This is a genomic window from Reyranella sp. CPCC 100927, assembly GCF_007859315.1.
GTDB lineage: Bacteria > Pseudomonadota > Alphaproteobacteria > Reyranellales > Reyranellaceae > Vineibacter.
This window is the reverse complement of the sequence record NZ_VOHA01000003.1, coordinates 295,286-313,957: the sequence shown is the minus strand read 5'-3', so window position 1 is coordinate 313,957 and position 18,672 is coordinate 295,286. Positions and strand designations below refer to the sequence as shown.

At 67.3% G+C, this 18,672-nt stretch carries 19 protein-coding genes; 8 read left to right on the top strand and 11 right to left on the bottom strand.

Translation table 11 applies throughout. The features are described from left to right. Window positions 1-277 precede the first annotated feature (277 nt). From eutC to FQU96_RS10920, 3 genes are all read right to left on the bottom strand, one after another. Window positions 278-1,057 (bottom strand): ethanolamine ammonia-lyase subunit EutC, encoded by a 780-nt coding sequence (gene eutC / locus FQU96_RS10930; protein WP_146541050.1) that lies wholly within the window; start codon window positions 1,055-1,057, stop codon window positions 278-280. Next, window positions 1,054-2,442, bottom strand: coding sequence for an ethanolamine ammonia-lyase subunit EutB (locus tag FQU96_RS10925; protein ID WP_146541048.1), 1,389 nt, complete (start codon window positions 2,440-2,442; stop codon window positions 1,054-1,056). The genes eutC and FQU96_RS10925 overlap by 4 nt, the downstream gene beginning before the upstream one ends. Window positions 2,443-2,703: 261 nt before the next feature. Next, window positions 2,704-3,360: a GntR family transcriptional regulator gene (locus tag FQU96_RS10920; RefSeq protein ID WP_146541046.1), complete on the bottom strand. Its 657-nt coding sequence runs from the start codon at window positions 3,358-3,360 to the stop codon at window positions 2,704-2,706. Window positions 3,361-3,475: 115 nt separating this feature from the next. Between FQU96_RS10920 and tcuA the strand changes: the two genes are divergently transcribed. From tcuA to FQU96_RS10895, 5 genes are all read left to right on the top strand, one after another. Next, window positions 3,476-4,963: an FAD-dependent tricarballylate dehydrogenase TcuA gene (tcuA, locus tag FQU96_RS10915; protein ID WP_146541044.1), complete on the top strand. Its 1,488-nt coding sequence runs from the start codon at window positions 3,476-3,478 to the stop codon at window positions 4,961-4,963. Between the two features lie 147 nt (window positions 4,964-5,110). Further along, complete coding sequence (locus FQU96_RS10910; protein WP_146541042.1) at window positions 5,111-5,440, top strand: cupin domain-containing protein; 330 nt, start codon at window positions 5,111-5,113, stop codon at window positions 5,438-5,440. A 10-nt stretch (window positions 5,441-5,450) separates the two neighbouring features. Then, on the top strand, window positions 5,451-6,044 hold the full coding sequence (locus tag FQU96_RS10905) for a TetR/AcrR family transcriptional regulator (protein WP_255467959.1): 594 nt from the start codon (window positions 5,451-5,453) through the stop codon (window positions 6,042-6,044). Between the two features lie 133 nt (window positions 6,045-6,177). Beyond that, complete coding sequence (locus FQU96_RS10900; protein WP_146541038.1) at window positions 6,178-6,699, top strand: hypothetical protein; 522 nt, start codon at window positions 6,178-6,180, stop codon at window positions 6,697-6,699. A gap of 139 nt (window positions 6,700-6,838) precedes the next feature. Continuing rightward, window positions 6,839-7,840, top strand: a complete 1,002-nt coding sequence (locus tag FQU96_RS10895; protein WP_146541036.1) for a tripartite tricarboxylate transporter substrate binding protein — start codon at window positions 6,839-6,841, stop codon at window positions 7,838-7,840. A 109-nt stretch (window positions 7,841-7,949) separates the two neighbouring features. On the opposite strand, the gene FQU96_RS10890 is transcribed toward FQU96_RS10895, so the two are convergent. The 5 genes from FQU96_RS10890 to mobA all read right to left on the bottom strand — a co-directional run bounded on the left by FQU96_RS10890 (window position 7,950) and on the right by mobA (window position 11,384). Continuing rightward, window positions 7,950-8,414 carry a hypothetical protein gene (locus FQU96_RS10890; protein ID WP_146541034.1) on the bottom strand — a complete coding sequence of 155 codons (465 nt, stop codon included), beginning with the start codon at window positions 8,412-8,414 and terminating at the stop codon, window positions 7,950-7,952. A 114-nt stretch (window positions 8,415-8,528) separates the two neighbouring features. Next, on the bottom strand, window positions 8,529-8,939 hold the full coding sequence (gene dksA, locus FQU96_RS10885) for an RNA polymerase-binding protein DksA (RefSeq protein ID WP_146541032.1): 411 nt from the start codon (window positions 8,937-8,939) through the stop codon (window positions 8,529-8,531). 321 nt (window positions 8,940-9,260) lie between these two features. Next, entirely contained in the window at window positions 9,261-10,076 is an 816-nt protein-coding gene (locus FQU96_RS10880; RefSeq protein ID WP_146541030.1) for an acyl-CoA thioesterase II, read from the bottom strand. 99 nt (window positions 10,077-10,175) lie between these two features. Beyond that, window positions 10,176-10,493, bottom strand: coding sequence for a hypothetical protein (locus FQU96_RS10875; RefSeq protein ID WP_146541028.1), 318 nt, complete (start codon window positions 10,491-10,493; stop codon window positions 10,176-10,178). A 219-nt stretch (window positions 10,494-10,712) separates the two neighbouring features. After that, window positions 10,713-11,384, bottom strand: coding sequence for a molybdenum cofactor guanylyltransferase (mobA, locus tag FQU96_RS10870; protein WP_146541026.1), 672 nt, complete (start codon window positions 11,382-11,384; stop codon window positions 10,713-10,715). 131 nt (window positions 11,385-11,515) lie between these two features. On the opposite strand from mobA, the gene FQU96_RS10865 reads away from it, so the two are divergent. Then, a complete protein-coding gene (locus FQU96_RS10865; RefSeq protein WP_146541024.1) occupies window positions 11,516-12,313 on the top strand; it encodes a 2-keto-4-pentenoate hydratase in 798 nt (265 codons plus the stop codon). A 204-nt stretch (window positions 12,314-12,517) separates the two neighbouring features. Here FQU96_RS10865 and FQU96_RS10860 read toward each other — a convergent pair whose 3' ends face one another. Together FQU96_RS10860 and pdeM are read right to left on the bottom strand one after the other, a co-directional pair. After that, window positions 12,518-12,967 carry a hypothetical protein gene (locus tag FQU96_RS10860; RefSeq protein ID WP_146541022.1) on the bottom strand — a complete coding sequence of 150 codons (450 nt, stop codon included), beginning with the start codon at window positions 12,965-12,967 and terminating at the stop codon, window positions 12,518-12,520. Between the two features lie 10 nt (window positions 12,968-12,977). Continuing rightward, complete coding sequence (gene pdeM, locus FQU96_RS10855) at window positions 12,978-13,697, bottom strand: ligase-associated DNA damage response endonuclease PdeM (protein WP_146541020.1); 720 nt, start codon at window positions 13,695-13,697, stop codon at window positions 12,978-12,980. A gap of 164 nt (window positions 13,698-13,861) precedes the next feature. Here pdeM and FQU96_RS10850 point away from each other — a divergent pair, with 164 nt between their 5' ends. Next, window positions 13,862-15,529, top strand: a complete 1,668-nt coding sequence (locus FQU96_RS10850) for a thiamine pyrophosphate-dependent enzyme (RefSeq protein ID WP_178130447.1) — start codon at window positions 13,862-13,864, stop codon at window positions 15,527-15,529. Window positions 15,530-15,535: 6 nt separating this feature from the next. Here the strand turns inward: FQU96_RS10850 and FQU96_RS10845 are convergent, their stop codons facing one another. Next, a complete protein-coding gene (locus tag FQU96_RS10845) occupies window positions 15,536-16,384 on the bottom strand; it encodes a hypothetical protein (RefSeq protein ID WP_146541018.1) in 849 nt (282 codons plus the stop codon). 127 nt (window positions 16,385-16,511) lie between these two features. On the opposite strand from FQU96_RS10845, the gene FQU96_RS10840 reads away from it, so the two are divergent. Then, window positions 16,512-18,671, top strand: coding sequence for a mechanosensitive ion channel family protein (locus FQU96_RS10840; RefSeq protein ID WP_255467955.1), 2,160 nt, complete (start codon window positions 16,512-16,514; stop codon window positions 18,669-18,671). Window position 18,672 lies beyond the last annotated feature (1 nt).

Sequence of the window (18,672 nt, the reverse complement as noted above, 5' to 3'; positions counted from 1 at the left end):
GAAGACGGTCGGGGTGAGCACCTCCGATCGGCCGTTGCGCAAGGTGGCGCCGCTGGCCTTAGACAGCAGCGCCTGTTTCCATCAAGAAGTGAACCACCCTCGATCCCCTGTCGCATTCACACATCTGATCGCGATTTCGCTGTCATCGCGAGCGAAGCGAGCCCTGGGAGCGCGGGCGTCCCGCCCGCTCATGTCAGGCGGAAGCAAAGCTTTCGCCCTGATGCGGGCGGGACGCCCGCGCTCCCAGGAATGATCCGATCGATCGTTGGCCCCGCCCTCACGGACCGGAAAGAACCGGCTTTGCGGGCGATGCCAGAGTCACCAGATCGCTTTCGTCCTTCAAACCCACGCCCGTGATACCGCGACGCAAGGCTTCGCCCATTAGCCAGTCGAGCTTGAAAGCCGCCCGCTCGTGGGACAGCCCTTCCGGCCGGATGTTGGAGATACAGTTGCGCTCCGCATCGGTGCGACCCGGCGCCGGCGCGATCGTGAGATAGACGCCGAGGCTGTCGGGTGATGACAGTCCCGGACGCTCGCCGATGAGCACGGCGACGGCACGTGCCTTCAGGCGCGCACCGATGTCGTCGCCCAGCGCCACCCGGCCCAGGCGGGCGATCACAACGGGCGCCAGGCGCAGGCCGCGCGCATCAGCATGTCGCTTGAAGGCGTCCAGAAACGGCGCGACCTGAAGATGGATCGCCGCGGACGACAGGCCGTCGGTCACAACGATCGCCAGGTCGCAGAGGGGATGGTTCAGCCGCTGCAGATCATCGATGGACGTGTCGTGCAGCCGCCGGCCGAGATCAGGACGGCGCAGATAGTCGCTGCGCGACTCGGCGGCACTTGCCACACACACCGTCGACAATCCCAGCGCACGGATCTGCGTCTCGACCGCCGCGATGTCGAAGGGCGCGTGAACCGCGTCGCGCGCCCTGGCATGGGCCAGGGCGAAGTTCAGCACTTCCCGTGTCGGCAGGCTGGCGCCGACCCGGCCGAGCGCGATGCGCGCCGGCGTGAACGCCGCCAGCTTGCGCAGCGGATCCGGCGCGACCGTCATGCCGCGATCTCCTGCGCGAAGCCCAGCAGCGGGTGCGAGCTGCCCGGGTTCAGCAGACGGCCATCATCGCCGATGATGCCGACATCCCGGAGCCAGGCCGCGAACTCCGGCGCCGGTTTCAGGCCCAGCAGATCGCGCACATAGAGCGCATCGTGGAACGAGGTGGATTGGTAGTTCAGCATCACGTCGTCAGCGCCCGGGACGCCGATGATGTAGTTCACGCCTGATGTAGCGAGCAGCGTGAGCAAGGTGTCCATATCGTCCTGGTCGGCCTCGGCGTGGTTGGTGTAGCAGACGTCACAGCCGATCGGCAGGCCCAGCAGCTTGCCGCAGAAATGATCCTCCAGGCCGGCGCGGATGATCTGCTTGCCGTCGTAGAGGTATTCCGGCCCGATGAAGCCGACCACGGTGTTGACCAGCAACGGCTCGAAGGCGCGGCAGACCGCATAGGCCCGCGCCTCGCAGGTCTGCTGATCGACGCCGTGATGCGCGCCGGCGGAGAGCGCGGTGCCCTGCCCGGTCTCGAAGTACATCACGTTGTCGCCCACCGTCCCGCGCTTCAGCGCACGGGCCGCCTGCATGCCCTCCTTCAGGAGCGCCAAGGTCACGCCGAACGAGGCATTCGCCTTCTCCGTGCCCGCGACCGACTGGAAGACGAGATCGACCGGCACACCCTGCTCGATCAGGTCGATGGTCGTCGTGACGTGGGTCAGCACGCAGCTCTGTGTCGGGATCTTGTAGCGCGCGATCAGCGTGTCGAGCAGATCCGAGATCCGCGCCAGCACGGGGATGCTGTCGGACGCCGGGTTGACGCCGATGACGGCATCGCCGCAGCCGCACAGCAGGCCATCCAAGGTGGCGGCGGCAATGCCGGCGAGATCGTCGGTCGGATGGTTGGGCTGCAGGCGCACGGCCATGACGCCGGCCTCGCCGATGGTGTTGCGAAAGCGCGTCACGACACGGCGCTTGCTTGCGGCGAGGATCAAGTCCTGGTTGCGCATCAGCTTGGACACGGCCGCCGCCATCTCCGGCGTGATACCGGGCGCGATGCCGGCCAGAACGCGCGCATCGCAGGCGTCCGACAACAGGAAGTCGCGAAAGCCGCCGACGGTCAGATGGGCAACAGTGGCGAAGGCTTCCGCATCGTGCGTATCGACGATGAGTCGCGTGACCTCATCGGTCTCGTAGGGAATGACCACCTCGTTGAGGAAGGTCTGCAGCGGCAGTTCGGCCAGGCACATGCGCGCCGCCACGCTCTCCTCGGCGGAAGCCGCGGCAATGCCGGCCAGGTGATCGCCGGAGCGTATCGGTGTCGCTTTCGCGAGCACGTCCTTGAGATCCCTGAACGTCCATGTCGTGGCACCGACCTGATGACGATAGGGCATCGCGACCTTCTACCATTTGCACCGGAAATCTGCGATCACCATCATGATCACAGCAGGTTCCGATCTCGTCAATGCAGGGCACCAGGTGTCGATACGGATGCGGTGCCGCAGAGGACGGGTCGGACCGCGTCGCTCCAGCGACGCCCCTCCGGCGAAAGCGAATGCTTTCGCCGGAGCGCACAGCGCCGGATCATCAGCGCCGCTGGAGCGGCGCGGTCCCAGCCGTCACCAGCACTACCTTCACTGACCTGACGACTAACGTCACGTCGGCAGGCTCAATCTTGTGCGCAGCGCCTCGCGAATATGCAGGCGGGCGGCCTGCTCGGCTGCTTCCGGATCGCGCCGTGCGATGGCATCGACGATCGCGGCGTGCTCGCGGCGGGCGGTTTCGGGTCGCTTGGGCGCGGTGAACGTCGTCACGCGCAACAGCGCGATTGCGTCCTGAAGTTCGCCCAGCGCCTGCTGGAGATAGCGGTTGCCCGCCGCCTCCACGATGGCGGCATGGAAGTCGCGATTGACGGCGGCCATGCGCAGCGGATCGGTCCGCGCCGCGACGAACGCATCGAGCATGGCCTTCAGTGCTTCCAGCTCCGGCTCGGCGGCGCGTTGGGCTGCCATGCGCGCCGCCGCGCCTTCGAGGATCTCGCGCATGGCGTAGAGTTCGAGAACCTGCGACCGGTCGAGAATCGCCACGACGAGGCCCCGGCCGCCGGCCGCCACCGCGAGGCCGCGCCCCACCAACCGTCCCAACGCCTCGCGCACCGGCGTGCGGCTGATGCCCAGCTCGGCGGCGATTTCAGCTTCGCGCAGCCGATCGCCCGGCCGGTAGCGGCCCGACTGCAGCGCCGCGCACAGCGCCCGGTAGGCCCCCTCGCCCCGCAACTCGTCGCGCCCGATGTCCGTTACCAGCTGGCTCACCGGCCTCTCCTTGCGTCGACCTGGCCAGTGATGCGATTCGTCGCGTGCCGTCGATATTGCATACTATTGTATACCATAGTATCCAATGCACGAACAGCTGATACGGAGACCTGGGATGTCGGACATCGCGTGCGATGTACTGGTGGTGGGCGCCGGCAACGCGGCCGCCTGTGCGGCGCTGGCCGCGCGCGAGCACGGCGCCAGCGTGGTGATGCTGGAAGCCGCGCCCGAGGATGATTCGGGCGGCAACAGCCGCTACACCGCCGGCGCCATGCGCGTGGTGTTCAACGGCGTCGATGATCTGGCCCAGCTCTACGACCTGACCGACGAGGAAAAGCGCGACGTCGATTTCGGGACCTACACCGCCGACCAGTATCTCGATGACCTGATGCGGGTCACGCAGTACCGCAGCGACCCGGAACTGGCCGAGATGCTGGTCGAGCAGAGCTTCCCCACCATGCGCTGGATGCGCAGCAAGGGCGTGCGCTTCCAGCCCAGCTACGGGCGCCAGGCGTTCAAGGTCGACGGCAAGTTCAAGTTCTGGGGCGGGCTTGCGGTCGAGGCGTGGGGCGGCGGCCCGGGCCTGGTCGAGCTCGAGCACAAGGCCTGCAAGCAGCAAGGCATCGACCTGCGCTACGAGACGGCAGCCGCCAACCTGATCGAACAGGATGGCGTCGTGCTGGGCGCCGTGGCGCGCCATAAGGGCAAGCGCTTCGAGATCCGCGCCAAGGCGACGGTGCTGGCCTGCGGCGGTTTCGAGTCCAACACCGAGATGCGCACCCGCTATCTCGGGCCGACCTGGGATCTCGCCAAGGTGCGCGGCACGCGCTTCAACACCGGCGCCGGCATCCGCATGGCGCTCGACATCGGCGCCCAGCCGCACGGGCACTGGTCGGGCTGCCACGCCGTGGGCTGGGACCTCAACGCGCCGCCGTTCGGCGACCTGGAGGTCGGCGACAATTTCCAGAAGCACTCCTATCCGCTGGGCATCATGGTCAACGCCAGGGGCGAGCGCTTCGTCGACGAGGGCGCCGACTTCCGCAACTACACGTACGCCAAGTATGGCGGCGTGATCCTGTCGCAGCCCGAGCAGTTCGCCTGGCAGATCTTCGACGCCAAGGTGATCGACAAGCTGCGCGACGAGTACCGCATCCGCCGCATGACCAAGGTGCGTGCCGACACGCTCGAGGAGCTGGTGAAGAAGCTCGAAGGTGTCGATGCGGCGCGCTGCCTGGAGACCATCAAGGCGTACAACGCCGCGGTGATGACCGATGTGCCCTTCAATCCCGCCGTCAAGGACGGCCGCGGCACGCGCGGGCTCGTGGTACCCAAGACCAACTGGGCCAACGTGATCGACACGGCGCCGTTCGAGGCCTACGCCGTCACGTGCGGCATCACCTTCACCTTCGGCGGCCTGAAGGTCGATACCGGTTGCCAGGTGCAGCACACCGACGGCGCCGGCATCCCCGGCCTCTATGCCGCCGGTGAGCTGGTGGGCGGCCTGTTCTACCACAACTATCCCGGCGGCACCGGCCTGGTGTCCGGCGCCGTGCTGGGCAAGATCGCCGGCGACAGCGCCGGCCGCGCGGTGACTGCGCGGTAGAACAGGGACGCGGAATGGTGGAATCCTGCCCCAGTTTCATTCCTGGGTGCGCGGGCCTCCGGCCCGCTCATGTCAGATGAAAGCAAAGCCCTCGCCTTGATGCGGGCGGGACGCCCGCGCTCCCAGGAATGAAACAGGGGAGGAAGCATGAACGGCAACATTCTCGCTGACCTGCGTCCCGATCCGGCGGCCGAACGCTTCGAGGATCTGCTGGCGCTGCCTGGCGTGCGCATCGAGCGCATCGTTTCGCTTGGCCAGACAAGCCCGCCCGATTTCTGGTATGACCAGCCGCAGGGCGAATGGGTGCTACTGATCGAGGGCGCCGCCGCGCTGCGCTTTGCCGATGAGGAGTCACCGCGTCGGCTGCAGCCGGGCGACTATCTCTGGATCGCGCCACACCGTCGCCATCGCGTCGACTGGACCGCACCCGATCGCGCCACGGTCTGGCTGGCGGTGCATCTGGACGCGGCGCGCTGAGGTCGGACGATTGGCTGGCACCCCACGGATGGCGAAGGACGAGCGGCGACAGCAGTTGCTGGACGTCGCCTTCGCCATGATCGGCGAAGAAGGAACCGATGCGCTGACCCTGGCGCGCGTGGCCGAGCGAGCGGGCGTTACCAAGCCCATTGCCTATACGCATTTCGGCACACGGGCTGGGCTGTTGAGCGCACTCTATCGTGACTATGACGACCGTCAGACCGAGGCGATGCGCGCGGCACTGGCAGCCAACGCCAGGACCCTGACGGATGCCGTCGCCATCGTTGCGGAAACCTATGTCGATTGCACGGTTTCGGCCGGCCCGGAGGTCAGCGCCATCGCGGCGGCGCTGTCGGGCTCGGAAGAACTGGAAGACGTCCTGCAGGCCTGCCGGCAGAATTTCATGGAGGCCTGCCGCCAGGCCTTCGCGCCGTTCGTGGACCTGCACGGTCCCGCCGGCCGGGCAACCTTGATCGCGCTGATCGGTGTCGCCGACGCCCTGTCCGCCGCCGCCGCCGCCCGGCGGATCTCCCGCGCGCTGGCCATCGAAACGCTGTGCCGGGCCATGAACGGCCTGCTGAGCCATCACAAGAGAGCCAAGTAGCGCCTGGCCGGCGCCGTCCGGCCGGGTTCCGGGGCAGGCAGCAGCGATATTTTCAGACATCCCTCAAGTGAAGGACGTGCCCCGGCGGTCACCGTGAAAGACTCCATGTTCGCTGCCGACGGAGCACAGGATCATGGCCTTTCGCGTCAAAAAAACTGCCCCCGAGGTGAAGGGCAAGTACGCCATCGACTACACCGTCGGCCGTGGTGGCGTGAACGCGCGTGATGACGTGCTTCTGGTTCAGATCTGCCTGAACATCACATACTTCGAACGCAAAGACGGTTACGCCGACCGCTACATGACCTCGCGAGAGGAAAACAAACTCGAGCCTCTGGCCGAGGATGGCATCTGCGGTCCATTGACGATGGGACGCATTCACCAGTTTCAGGTCGACCTGGCGAAAAAAGGCACCAGTAACATGGGTGCCATTCCAGTCAGCATCGACGGCAAGTTCGATGTCAGTCCCGAGCCGGGCGTCGCTCACAAGGGTCCTCACAAGCGGGTCTATGCCTTCGATTCGATGAGCTATGTATTGGAAGACCATGCCGAGGATGAGGCCAAGGCGCACTACGACAACCTGCCCGACACGGCGCCACAACCTCTACGTGCCTCGCTTGCGCAGCCATCCCGTCAATACGCCAAGCGCTTCAAGTGAAACCGCGCGACGATGCGCCTCTTCGGCGCTGAAAACAGGCACAAGATGCCACGCGATGCGCGCGATGCCGGCGGTTGAGCGGTGGCGCGGCGGTAGCAAGATGATGTAGCGTCGCCCCCATAACAATGGGAGGTTGCCTATGCTCACCACGCGTCGCGGCTTCGTTGCCGGTTCCAGTGCGCTGGCCGCCGTTCCCCTGACAGCCGCCCTGCCCGCCGGCGCCCGAGCCCAGGCGAAGTGGCCGACCCAGCCTGTCACCCTGGTGGTGCCTTATGCGGCCGGCGGCGGCGCCGACATCGTGGCACGCGAGCTGGCGCACCTGGTGTCGCCGCGCCTGGGCCAGCCGCTGGTGGTCGACAACAAGGGCGGCGCCGCCGGTGGCATCGGCACGCAGGCGGTCGCCCGCGCCAGGCCCGACGGCAACACGATCCTCTATGCCGTCAGCAGCAACATCGTGCTCAACCCGCACATCCTGAAGAACTTCACCATCAGCACGATCAACGACCTCGTCCCGGTGGTGCAGACCACGGACTACCAGTACGTGCTGGCGGTGCATCCCGACACCAAGGCGAACACGCCCAAGGAACTGGCCGAACTGGCCCGGAAGGAACCGGGCAAGCTGACGTTTTCGTCCTCGGGCGTCGGCGGCAGCAACCATCTGGCCGGCGTGCTGTTCGCGCATGCCGCCGGCGTCGAGCTCACGCACGTGCCCTACAAGGGCACCGGGCCGGCGCTGCTCGACGTGATCAGCGGCGTGATCACCATGAACTTCAGCTCGCTGCCACCGGCCGTCGGCCAGATCAAGGCCGGCAAGCTGAAGGCGCTGGCCGTTACCGGCGATCGGCGGGTGAAATCCCTGCCCGACGTGCCGACCCTGGAGGAAGCCGGCTACAAGGGCCTGGTGGTCAAGGGCTGGCACGGCCTGTTCGTGCCGGCCAAGACACCGGTCGAGGTCATCGACCGCATCGAGCAGGAGACCAAGACGGCGCTGAAGGAAAAGAAGATGGAAGAGGCGCTGGCCAAGGATGGGCTGGAACTGCCACCGGCGACACAGACGCGCGCCCAGTTCGCCGAAGCGGTGCGCCAGGAGCACGACTTCTGGGCCGCCAAGGTCAAGGAACTGAACATCAAGTTCGAGTAGCGCCTGGGAGCGCGGGCGTCCCGCCCGCATCTTAACCCGTGGTGTCGCGCGAACTTGGGCCGTCGACGCTTCGCGCCGATGCGGGCCAGAGGCCCGCGCTCCCAGGGCTTCAGAAGTTCTTGGCGTTGCCCTTCATGACCTTGGCGCGGATGCCGGCACCGGCATTGTCGGTGAAGGTGGCATCTTCACCGACCACTTCCATGGCGTAGCATTCCTTCGGCTCATCCGGGTAGACGAAGCAGATCTTGTCGCCTTCCAGCGACCACTTGCCGGTCGCGAGCTGGCTGTCCACCAGCGACTTCACCGTGCCATCGGCCAGGTAGTAGTCGGCAAATTCCTTGCCCTCGATCTTGCCGACCACCGTGTTGCCCACCAGGGCAGCCCACGCCGCCATGCCGGTGAGCTTTTCGGCCGGCTTCTCCACCGGTTTGTCGGCGGGCTTGTCCGCCGGCGGCGTGGCAGGCGGTGTCTGCTGCGCGAGCAGGATATCGGCGGCGCGTCCAGTCTCCGCCTGCGCCGACGTGGCTGCCAGGGCGATCGCCGTCACGGCGAGCAGAAAGATCTTCTTTGTCACCGCACGCTACCTCGCTCTGGGCGCGGCGCTCGCCGCGCGTGCTCACGCCCGCCGATCGCGGGGCGTGAGCTCACAGCCTCTTTATCCAGCGTGCGCGCAGTCTTGTCACGCCCCTCAATCGTCGCGCTTGGTGCGTTCCATGCGCTCGTGACGTTCCTGGGCTTCGACGCTCAGCGTCGCGATCGGCCGCGCCTCCAGGCGCTTCAGCGAAATCGGCTCGCCGGTTTCTTCGCAGTAGCCGTAAGTATCTTCTTCCAGGCGGCGCAGTGCCGCGTCGATCTTGGAGATGAGCTTGCGATAGCGATCCCGCGTTCTGAGTTCCAGGGCCCTGTCCGTTTCTGCCGTCGCGCGATCTGCCAGATCCGGTTGCGCGAGGCTTTCCTCCGTCATGTTCTGCAGTGTCTGATTTGATTCTTCGAGAAGTTCGCCTTTCCAACTGAGCAGCTTTTGTCGGAAGTATTCCTGCTGCATGGCATTCATGAACGGTTCTTTTTCCGTCGGCCGATAATTCTGCGGCAGCATCATTGCGCAACCCCTCGCATCTACGCTGTACCACGCTGATTGTCGCGGGCCCCAGGGCGGGCGGAGTATTACGGGACCCGCGATGCGGAAACAAGCTTTTCCGTGGCCGTTAGAAGCAGGTTGTAGTGCATCGCAGCAAGACCGCCTAACCGGAATTCATCAAGTCGTAACAAAGGGTTGCCGGCGCGTACCCTTGTCCGGTGGTAACGCTGTGGTGACGCCACGGGGATCGATCAGGCGCGCGCTTCCACGAGGGCCGGAGCAGCAACTGGCATGCCGGCACGACAGGTGTCCCGGACGGCAGTGCGCGCCCGCGCCGTGGCCTCATTCCTTGTACCAGACGACCTGGACGCTCGATGCCAGCAGCGTTCCGTCAGCCCCCCAGAGCTCGACGGTCTGGTCGTGGAAGCCGCCGTTGAAGCGCCGGGAATCGACGACACAGCAAAGCGGTGCGGTGCCCTGGGCCCGCACTTCGTCATCGGTGCCGTTGAAGTAGGTTGTCAGCGACACGGTGCTGCTGGGGATGAACATGCCGCGCACCTGCAGCAGGCGCAGCAGGAACGCGTCGGCCATGGCGGCCAGCGACACGACGTCGAGCGGCCGGTCAGGCAAATCCGACAGCCAGAGGATGGAGCGTGGGTCGGCCGGCACATCGTGGGGTGTCGCACTGATGGCAGGCGTGCCCTCGACGAACCGGAACCGGTAGCGCTGCAGCCAGTTCGACGGCAGGGAGAACACCACCGGCGGCACGGCGTCGGCTGGGGGCACCACAGGCGGCCTCGCGTGGGCGTGCGCCCAGGTCGGGCGCCGGACGCCGCATACGATCGATGCGGTCGCCGCGATCAGGCCGCCCTGCAGCAGGGTCACCGACCAGTGTTGAGTGGACTTGCCGCTGCGCTGTTCGCTGACCACGAGTTCGAACGCACCGCGCGCGATGGCCGCACAGAAATTGACGGTAAGCGCCACCGGACTGCCCAGCCGGCGCGGGTGATCGACGACCGCACGCAGCAGGATCGCCGCGGTGATGCCGCCGAACGGACCGGCGAAGTTCCAGTAGTCCTCCGAGGTGTGTCCGGAAAACCGATCATCGCCGACGGGCACCAGCCGCGTGGCGACATCGAGCGGATGCCCGCCAGTCATGTCGACGCCTACCCTCCACGATCGGCACACAGATACCGCTGTTCGTGCCGTTGCTCACGACACGTGCAGGTACACTATTCTGTGCCGCGATGGAAGGGATCAGGGCTCTTCGAGCACATTGCCGTTGAGGTGCCCGAACATCAGCGCAATGACACCGCCGCTGAAGGCCTGCGCGAAAAAGATCCGCCAATGGCCGCCGATGCCGATCTCGTACACATGCGTGTTGGCGGTGGACGGGTTGCCGCAGGCGGCCTTGATCGCGTTCTTGGCCGCGTTCGACACCACCGGTGTCTGGCCGCCGAAATTCGGCAGATGGCGCAGCGTGGCCAGGCGGTCGTTGATCGCCGGCCGATACTGTTTCAGCGCCAGGTTGCGGCTCTTCTGCTGCGAGAACTTGGTCGTTTCGTACAAGGCCATGCCTGCCCTCCCCGATCCGCCAGTCCATCCGCCGGTGCGGACCGCATGAACAGAACCAGAGGCCGATCACCGGCTCCCACGGCGCAGCACTCTGCCCAACGACCCGCGGGCGGGGTCATTAAGAATTCTTAAATCTGGGATGGCACCGGCCGGCCGCAGTCCTGTCGCATCGGGTACCGCACGGCTTCATCCTGAGGGGCCGGCGCTATTACCCCAACATCAGCCGGCATGCCGGGCGATCGCTTCGGCGCGCTGCCAGTCGGCCGGCGTGTTGATATTGAGAAACGGATCGACGCGCCGCCGCGGCCAGTCGAAGACCGCGGTCTTGCGGGTGGCAGCGAAGCGCTCGATGCTGCGGGTGCCATCCACCGTCACCGCCTGCTCCAGCGATGACAGCAGTTCGGTCGACCACACCGCGATGGCGTGATGCACCCGGCCGCGATAGCGCACGGTGAGGATCTCGGCTTCCGGCACATGCATGTGACCGGCGAGGTAGGCGGTCAGGTCGAGCGGCAGGAACGGCACATCGACCGGTACCGTGAGCAGCCAGGGTGAGAACGGGTGCTGTTGGCGCGCCCAGGCCATCGCCGCCAACACGCCGGCCAGCGGACCGGGGCGGCGACCATCGGGATCGGCGGCAATGGTGTCGCTGACGACCGGCACGTCGAAGCGGTCGAAGCGTGCGGCATCGCCGTGCGTGCTGATCACCAGGCCCGCGACCTGCGGGCGCAGGCGCGACAGCGCATGCGCGATCAAGGGCGTGCCGTGCAAGCGGCGCAGCGGCTTCTCGATGCCGGGACCCAGGCGGCGGCCTTCGCCGCCGGCGAGGACAGCGCCGACCAGGGCGCCGACGCGAATCGGTCGCTCAAGAGGCGGATGAATGCGGGGCATGGCCGATTGTGGGCCGCCCGCCGCCGCGAATGCAAGACTGTGTCGTTCCTCGCCATACCGCGAGGCGGGAATTTCTTGGCGGACCTCGCGGGGCTTGGCAGGATGCCGCCACAAAACCCAGGAGGAACGCCATGGCCGTCACTGCCGAACAGATCGCCGACTATCTGATGGATGTGCGCCGCTCGCGCGTGACGGTCGGCTGGTGGCCCAAGGCCCGCATGCCGGCCGACGAGCGCACCGCCTATGCCGGGCAGGACGCTTACCTCAAGCGCATCGTGGCCGAGGATGGCGATGTCGCGGGCTACAAGATCGGCCTGACGGCACCGGCGATCTGGGAGCAGACAGGATTGCGCAGCCCGGCCTATGGCCCGATCCGGCGCAACCGCGTCTTCGAGCGCGCCGTGACCTTGAAGGCATCGCAGCACACACGGCTGGGGCTGGAACTGGAGATCATCCTCACCGTCAACGCCGACGTGCCGGCGCCAGCATCCGGCAAGCCCTACGACAAGGACAGCATCACACCCTACATCGCCTCGGCGCGCGCCGGCTTCGAACTGATCGAGGACCGCGGTGCCGACTACAGCCGCCTGTCGGCGCTGCACCTGATCATGGATGTGGGCTGGAACTGGGGCTCGCTGCTGGCGGCGGAAAACCCGGACTGGGCCAAGCTCGACCTCGCCAACCTCAAGGGCTCGGTGTCGTTCGACGGCGAGGTGGTGGCCACCGGATCGTCCGGCGACGTGATGGGCCATTGCGTGAACTCGCTGGCCTGGGTCGCCAACAAGCTGGGCGAGCACGGCAAGCAGCTCAAGAAGGGCATGATCGTCTCGACCGGCAGCATGGTGGCCTGCCAGTTCATCCCCGTCGGCACCACCGCGGTCGGCCGCATCGACGGGCTGGGCGAAGTGACGGTGAAATACGAATTCTAGAGCGCTTCACGTTTTGATAGGAGCAGAGAGGCCTGGTCGGCCGCCGCTGTCATCCTGAGCGCAGCGAAGGATCCTGCGGTGTTGGTATAGCCGCTGTCGGCGCTGATGATCACCAGCGCCGACGCTCTTTGAGCGATCCACCGCAAGGTCCTTCGCTGCGCTCAGGACGACAGCAATGGCGATTCCATTACACGATGAACCGCTCTAGCCCGAGGCTTTGGCCGGACACGCGGCGGCCATGCGGTCGAGTTCGGCGGCAAACGTCGCCACGTCGTCGGCCGAGAGCGCAACCGGCGTGGTGCCGTCCAATCCTGCGCCGGGCGCGATGCCATAACCGCCGGCCATCTCGACACGCAGGCCGTTGCCGCCGACCGGGATCAGGGTCAATTGAATCCGCTCCTCGGGCGTTTCGAGTGCGCGCGTACTGAACAAGGATGGACCGATCGGATGCCTGATCCGGCCGGCGACAATGCGCGTATCACTGCTCGAGCGAACGACGAATCCGCTGCGGACCGTGTAGGCCACCAACTGTCGGTGAAGACAGGATGCGTCGACATTGACCACGCCGTGCGCCGCCGTCACGGCTGGCAACGGCGGGCCGGAAACGCAGCCGCCGGCCAGAAGCGCCAGTGTGAGCGTGACGCGCCATCGCATGCCGGTGCCCCTATCCGACCAGCTCCGCCATGACGGCGTCGGGGCGCAGGATGCGGCTGGACAGGCGATGTACGCTCGCGGCGCCCAGCGCCAGCACGTCGTAGGTATCGTCGAACAGCTCGGCGATGGCGGGATCGCGCGCGTTGAGGCCGCCGGTGTAGGCGCCGAACGAGGGCAGGATCAGGCGGCGGCCGTCGGTCACGAAGCAGCGCCGGCGCAGGCCGCGACCACGCACCGTCAGCACCGCGACGGGATGATAGTGGCCCGAGATCTCGCCGTCGCAGTTGGTGAGCGGCGTGCGATCGGCTTCATGGCGGAACGCCAGCGGACCGAACGCCAGTTCGTGGCTCACCATGCCGCCCCACTCTCGCGGCGGGTGCGGATCGTGGTTGCCGACCAGCCAGATCCACTCGCCGACCGCGGCGATCAGGCGCGCCAGCGTGGCGGCGTCGCCGGCATCGATGCGCGCCGCCGCGTCGGTGTCGTGGAACGAGTCGCCGACGCACACCACGGTGCGCGGCCGCAATACCGCGATGCAGCGGGCCAGCCGGTCGAGCGTCGTGCGCGTATCGTAGGGCGGCAGCAACTGGCCGGTGCGGGCGCCGTACCATGTGCCCTTTTCCAGATGCAGGTCGGCCACCGCCAGCAGCCGCTCGTCGGGCCACCACAGCGCGCCGTCGGCGCAGGCCTCGACGACGGCTCCATTGAACGCGAACGCAATCGACGACATGGCGCACCATGTCGCGGCCGGCGGTCCGACTCAAGGGGACAACAGCGCGCGATCGACGAAATTTGTGACAACTGCCAAAGGATTTTCCGCATCCTAGGAATACCCTCGACGGGCGGCGGTGCTTCGGCCATGGTCGCGCCGAAAGAGATTGGAGGGAGCGTCCCATGCATGGTTCCGCGAGCCCGGCCGCAGCCGAGCGCATGAGCACGGCCCAGGCCGTCGTACGGTCGCTGGCGATCAACGGCATCGACACGATGTTCTGCCTGCCCGGCGTGCAGAACGATCCGTTCTTCGATGCGCTGTTCGACTCGCAGGACCAGATCCGCGCCATCCACGCCCGCCACGAGCAGGGCGCCGCCTACATGGCCGTCGGCGCCGCGATGGCGACCGGCAAACCGGCCGCCTACGGCGTGGTGCCCGGCCCCGGCTTCCTGAACACGACAGCGGCGCTGGCCACCGCCTACGGCACCAACGCGCCGGTGCTGGCCGTGATCGGCCAGATCCCGTTGCCGTCGCTGGGCCGCAACCTCGGCCTGCTGCACGAGATCCCCGACCAGCTCGGCGTCATGCGCAGCCTGACCAAATGGGCGCAGCGCATCCATGGCGCCGCCGAGGCGCCGGCCACCGTCGCCGAGGCGTTCCGCCAGCTGCAGAGCGGCCGGCCGCGCCCGGTCGGGCTGGAATGCTCGATGGACGTGTGGGCGCAGCAGGCGCCCGTGGCCCTGCAAGGACCGACCGCCGGGACCGCCATCCCGGTCGATGAGGACGGCGTCGAGCGCGCCGCCAAGCTGCTGGGCGCGGCGAAGCGGCCACTGATCATCGTCGGCGGCGGCGCGCTCGACGCGGCCGAGCACGTCGCCGCCGTCGCCGACATGCTGCAGGCGCCGGTGGCATCGCACCGCATGGGCCGCGGCATCGTGGATTCGCGCCACCCGCTCTCCGTGGTGCTGACCGAAGCGCATCGCCTGTGGGCCGAAGCCGACGTGGTGCTGGCCGTCGGCACGCGCCTGCAGACGCAACAGATGATCTGGGGCGTCGACGATGCGGTGAAGATCGTGCGCATCGACATCGATCCCGAGGAACACAGCCGCCTGCGCCGGCCCGACGTCGGCATCGTGGGTGACGCGGCCTCGGTGATGGCGCACCTGCGCGCCGTCCTGCCCAAGCACAACGCGCGACGCTCTTCGCGCACCGACGAATTGCGCGCACTCAAAGCCGAGTCGGCCACCAAGCACGCGCGGCTGGCGCCGCAGCTCGCCTTCATCGAGGTGCTGCGCGCCGAGCTGCCGGACAACGGCATCTATGTCGAGGAGCTGACCCAGATCGGCTACGCCAGCCGGCTCGCCTTCCCGACCTATGCGCCGCGCACCTACATCTCGACCGGCTACCAGGGCACGCTGGGCTGGGGCGTGGCGGCGGCGATCGGCGTCAAGGCGGCGCGACCCGACGTGCCGGTGCTGTCGGTGAGCGGCGATGGCGGCTTCATGTTCAACGTCCAGGAGCTGTCGACCGCGGTGCGTCACAACATCGGCGCCGTGTTCGTCGTGTTCAACGATGGCGCCTTCGGCAACGTCATGCGCATCCAGAAGCAGAGCTACGGCAACCGCACCATCGCCGTCGATCTCGCCAACCCGGACTTCGTGAAGCTGGCCGACAGCTTCGGCATGATGGGCGTGCGCGCCACCACGCCCGATGCCCTGCGTGCCGCCCTGCGCAAAGCCTTCGCATCGGGCGGGCCGGCGTTGATCGAGGTGCCGGTGGGCGAGATGCCCGATCCGTGGCCGCTCCTGATGCTGCCCAAGGTGCGTCCCGCCGCCAAGCCGGCGGCGTGAACAGCGTCAGCGGCGCACGGGCGGCATCTCGATCAGGGTCACGTTCCAGCGCCGCTGCAGGGCCGCGATCCGGTCCGACAGGCGCCGGTCCGTGGTGAGATCGTCGAGCGCCAGCTGCAGGCGCGACAACCGCTTGGCGGCCGCCATCATGGCGTCCCAGTCGGGGCGGTTGTTGATGCTTTCCAGGATGTCGAGGATGCGCACGACGTGATAGCGGTCGGCGCTCTGCGCCAGCGCGTGCACATAGATGCCCTTGGTTGCCGGCAGCCGGTTGGCGAGGCCACCCCACAGCGACATGTGATCGACGACCCACTGCGCATCGACATAGCTCGATTTCCGGTAGGTCTTGTTGGCCAGGATGTAATCGACGAGCCGATCGCGTTTCAGTGCATCGCTCTGCTTGCGCAGGCTCTCGAACCGGCTGGGATTGAGGCGCACGATGCCGAACGGCTTGCCGGGCCGCGGCGGATCGTTGGCCTCGTTGAAGACGCCGGGCCCGATCAGTTCGCGATAGTAGTGAATGGACAACAGCCGGGCCGCCATCTCATCGAGCAGCCGGGTGAAATTCACCGCGGCATGCGTGCCCTCGTGCACCAGCACCAGCGACAGTCCGCCGAGCCGTTCCGACGCCGGCAGCGACTTGATGTAGTTGATGCCGACCTGCAGGTCGAACCCCTCCCGGTCCTCTCTCCAGCCGCCATGGCGCCGCGCGGCACCCCGATCGGCGAAGCCGATCTCGCCGGCGGCTTCCAGCCGCCACAGCGTGCGCACCACGTCCGCTGCGCGACCGCCGGCCATCGCCGTACGACTGTACTGGAACAGCTGGATGGCATCGCGGATGTCGCTGCGATCCATGGCGTCACCCCCGTGGCATACGGCGACACTCGGCGCTCACAGGATAAACACCTGCTCACTCACTTCTATTCCGGCGTCAGCCGCTGTCGTATGGTTCATCGTCACTGTGGGCGTCGGAGGAAACGGCATGACGACACGCCTGCGCCGGAAGGCGCTTCTGGCGGCGACGCGGATGGTCGCGGCAGGACTGACGCTGGCCGCGCTTCTGTGGGCCGCACAGCCGACGCCCTCGCATGCGCAGTCCAATCCGCCCGCTGCCGGCGAGCCGACGCCGGCCAAGGTCAAGGAGCTTCTGGACCTGCTCGCCGAGCCCGCCGTGCGCGACTGGCTGGTCAAGCAGCGCGCAACGCCTGCCCCGCCGCCCGCGGCCGAAACCCCTTCGTCGCCGTCGCTGCGCGAGCGCGTTGCCGGTGTCCGCGAGCATCTGGCGACGTTGGCGGCGGCAGTGCCGACGGTGCCCGATCAGCTGCACCGCGCCGCCAGCACCCTGATGCTGGAGCTCGATGAGCAGGGCCTGCTGTGGGTGTTGTTCCTCATTGCCTGCTTCGTGGCACTCGGCGTCGGCGCGGAGCGGCTCTACTACTACCTCGGTGAACGCGTCGAACGGTGGATCATCGCGCTGTCACTCGACTCGGTCGAACAACGACTGCGCGCCGTTGTCGTCCGGCTGGCCTACGGCACCGGTATCGTCGCCGCCTTCGCGCTGGGCAGCGTCGGCGCCTTTCTCGTCTTCAAGTGGCCGCCGCTGCTGGGCGAGATCGTGGTCAGCTACCTGGTGGCCTTGCTGATCGTGCGCCTGACGCTGGTGGCCAGCCGCTTCATCCTGGCGCCGGGCGGCGAACGCTTCCGCATCCTGCCGATGACGACACCGACGGCCTATTTCTGGCATCGTCGGCTGGGGCTGCTCGTCGGCTGGCTGGCTGTCGGCTGGGTCACCGTCGACCTGCTGGGCAGGCTCGGCGTTACCCCCGATGTGCTGCGCATCGTCGCCTACACGCTGGGCCTGGGCCTGCTGGCCATCGGCCTGGAGGCGGTCTGGCGGCAACCCCGCCCGCTGCCGGAAGCGGCGCCGGCGCGGGGACGCCTCGGCACGACGGCCATCCCCACCCTGCTGTCGGTCTACTTCGTGCTGCTGTGGCTGCTGTGGGTATCAAGCGCCATGCCGTTGTTCTGGCTGGCCGTCGTCGTCGTCGGTCTGCCCCTGGCGATGGTGGCGACGCAACACGCGGTGAACCACATCCTGCGACCGCCGGGCGCGGCCGACGCCGGCGCGGAAACGCCCGGGCTCTATGCCGTATCGCTGGGCCGCGGCCTGCGGGCGGCACTGATCGTCGGCGCCGTGCTGCTGCTGGCCAATGCCTGGCATGTCGACCTCGCCGAGATGACGGCGGGCGATACGCTCACGACCAGGCTCGTGCGCGGCGCGCTGAACATCGTCGTCATCGCGCTGGTCGCCGATTTCGCCTGGCATGTCTTGAAGGCCATGATCGATCGCAAGCTGGGCGAGACACAGGCCGCGGGCCATGTCGATGACGAGGACGCCCGGCGACGCGCCCGCCTGCGGACGCTGCTGCCGATCCTGCGCAACGTGCTGTTCGCCGTTCTGGTGGTGATGGCGCTGCTGATGGCGCTGGCCTCGGTCGGCATCGAGATCGGCCCGCTGATCGCGGGCGCCGGCGTCGTCGGCGTCGCCATCGGCTTCGGTGCCCAGACGCTGGTGCGCGACATCTTCAGCGGCATGTTCTACCTGTTCGACGATGCCTTCCGCGTCGGCGAGTACGTCCAGAGCGGCAGCTACAAGGGTGTCGTCGAGTCCTTCAGCCTGCGCTCGATCAAGCTGCGGCACCATCGCGGTCCGCTTTATACGGTGCCCTTCGGCGTCCTGGGTGCGATCCAGAACATGAGCCGCGACTGGGTGATCGACAAGCTGAGCGTCGGCGTCACCTACGACACCGACGTTGACAAGGTGAAGAAGCTGGTCAAGCAGATCGGCAAGGAGCTGCAGGCCATTCCCGAGTTCAGCCCGCACATCCTCGAGCCCCTGAAGATGCAGGGCGTCGAGCAGTTCGGCGACTTCGCCATCCAGATCCGCATGAAGATCAAGACCAAGCCGGGCGAGCAGTTCACGATCCGCCGCCGGGCACTTGCCATGATCAAGAAGGCGTTCGAGGCCAACGGCATCAAGTTCGCCTCCCCCACGGTCACGGTGGCCGGCGGTGCCGATCCCTCGGCCGCGGCCGCCCAGCAGGCGCTCGACCTCGTCCGTCCGCCGCCGGCCGCGACGTGAG